The organism is Flavobacterium columnare NBRC 100251 = ATCC 23463 (assembly GCF_002530675.1).
GTDB classification, from domain to species: domain Bacteria; phylum Bacteroidota; class Bacteroidia; order Flavobacteriales; family Flavobacteriaceae; genus Flavobacterium; species Flavobacterium columnare.
Window position 1 is genome coordinate 1 of the sequence record NZ_PCMX01000130.1, and the last position, 1,961, is coordinate 1,961.

General features: G+C 36.1%; 3 protein-coding genes. 1 reads left to right on the top strand and 2 read right to left on the bottom strand.

The window, feature by feature from the left end:
* The first annotated feature begins 291 nt into the window (after positions 1–291).
* Positions 292–441 carry a hypothetical protein gene (locus B0A78_RS14580; protein WP_155761337.1) on the top strand — a complete coding sequence of 50 codons (150 nt, stop codon included), beginning with the start codon at positions 292–294 and terminating at the stop codon, positions 439–441.
* A 204-nt stretch (positions 442–645) separates the two neighbouring features.
* On the opposite strand, the gene B0A78_RS13235 is transcribed toward B0A78_RS14580, so the two are convergent.
* Positions 646–948: a hypothetical protein gene (locus tag B0A78_RS13235; RefSeq protein WP_077225770.1), complete on the bottom strand. Its 303-nt coding sequence runs from the start codon at positions 946–948 to the stop codon at positions 646–648.
* 2 nt (positions 949–950) lie between these two features.
* The coding region (locus B0A78_RS13240; protein WP_169859158.1) for an RHS repeat-associated core domain-containing protein at positions 951–1,961 on the bottom strand (1,011 nt) is incomplete at its 5' end.

Genomic DNA, 1,961 nt, shown 5'->3' on the forward strand with positions numbered 1-1,961 from the left:
CACGCCCTAAAGCGTGTTTTATTTTTTAATCACTGTTGCGGGCACAGAATGCAATTCTGCGCTAACGTTTGCGTTGAGCCAAGATTGCGCATATCACTTTGTGTCATATCCGCGACATCTGGTGCTAACGTTTGCGTATATCTGCGCGATCGGGTTATAATTACGATAACCATAACCCACAAAAAAACACGCCCTAAAGCGTGTTTTGTTTTTTACTCTCTGTTGTGCGCACAGAAAACCTTTCTGCGCTAACGTTTGCGCATATCCGAGCGATCGGGGTTTCGAACACTTATGATTACAAATCTGCGCCATCGGGGTAAAAAGATTTTAGAACGCATAGAAACAATTGCTACAATGCCGACTAAAGAACAAGAACAACTTTTTAATGTGATTGACGCACTTATTCGTGATTATAAAACCAAGCAAGCTTACTCCTCATAACAACCCACAAAAAAACACGCCCAAAAGCGTGTTTTGTTTTTTACTCTCTGTTGCGGGCACAGAATGCAATTCTGCGCTAACGTTTGCGTTGAGCCAAGATTGCGCATATCACTTTGTGTCATATCCGCGACATCTGGTAACCTTTGCGTTGAGACTCACTTTGTGTTATATCCGAGCGATCGGGGGCATATCCGAGCGATCGGGTTATTGCTTCTTACAATAAATTCTTTCGCTCAAATATTCAGAATAATAATAATCAACTTTGTAAATTTTAGAGTTGTTATTTATAAAAAAACATATTTTTAAAGCTTTTTCATCTAACTTATCAATCAAGTCCTGATCTAATTTGTTTTTCAAAAAAGCTTCATCATATTCTTTTTTCCATTCTTTTATTTCTTGCTTAAGGGATTTGTCAATATTTAAATCGTTAATATTTATATATTCCTCAGAAACAATATTTCTAACACCAGATCCCTCAAAATAGCTGTCTAAAATTATATACTCCATAATTAATTACCTGTTGCAGTTGTGAATGTTCTATGTGTTACTTGACCATTTTCAAAACCAATTTCATAATAACCACTTTTAGTTTTTAAAGGTGTTGATAAGCTACCTTGATTAACTTCATTAATCATTGTTCCTTCCATTCTAAATTTTATGTATGTATCAGATACTTTTATCATTTCTCCTTGTTCTATTATAGTTTTATCAAAACTATAAGGAAAACGATGTGCAGCTCCGCCTTCAATTGCTCTTTGTCTAACTCTAGGGGCATATTTCATGTTTTTAGAAAACGTTTGTCTAGCCTGACCTGCTTGAACTACTGAACCCATAGAAGCTGATAATGTGTAAGCCCACCATTGTGGGTCTTTAATAGCCTCTTTCCACATCTTACCAAGACCATTAAGTGTTTCAGAAACAGAGCCATTGTTCAGCCCTGACATAAATGAAAGTTGCGATTCTGATGGAGGACCATTCATTAGAAATAAATCGGACGCGAGTTGATAATTATCTAAACTTTTAGAAAATGAAGCAAAATCTCCTTTATCTAAATAGTATTCAATAGCATAGTCTGAACCTTTGCCTAATCTACCGGCCGCATATCCAACAACATTATCCTTATTGTCATAATATGGCGTTATTGTCCAAACATTTTTATCTTTAGCATCTTGACCACTCTGTAATAAATTAAATGATTTTCCAGCTTTTGAATGGTGGTATTTGGGCGTTTTACCTTGAAAATCAGCTATTTTTGCCATACGAATTGTATCTCCTGGCTTATCATTAAATAAAATAGGGTTATTTCCCATACTAGCATACGGGCTTTCAAATGCAGTAAATTTAGGATCTCTAGTTAACCATCGTCCCACTCTTGGATCTAATAGTCTGTAATGAGTTGTATAACTATTTCCTTCTCCTTTAATTTCATCATCTTTTTCAGAACCTTGATAGCCGTAACGATAGGCTGTGCTTGATCCGTGGCGGTTTGGAACCAAGCTACCAAAAGGGTAATACTTTAT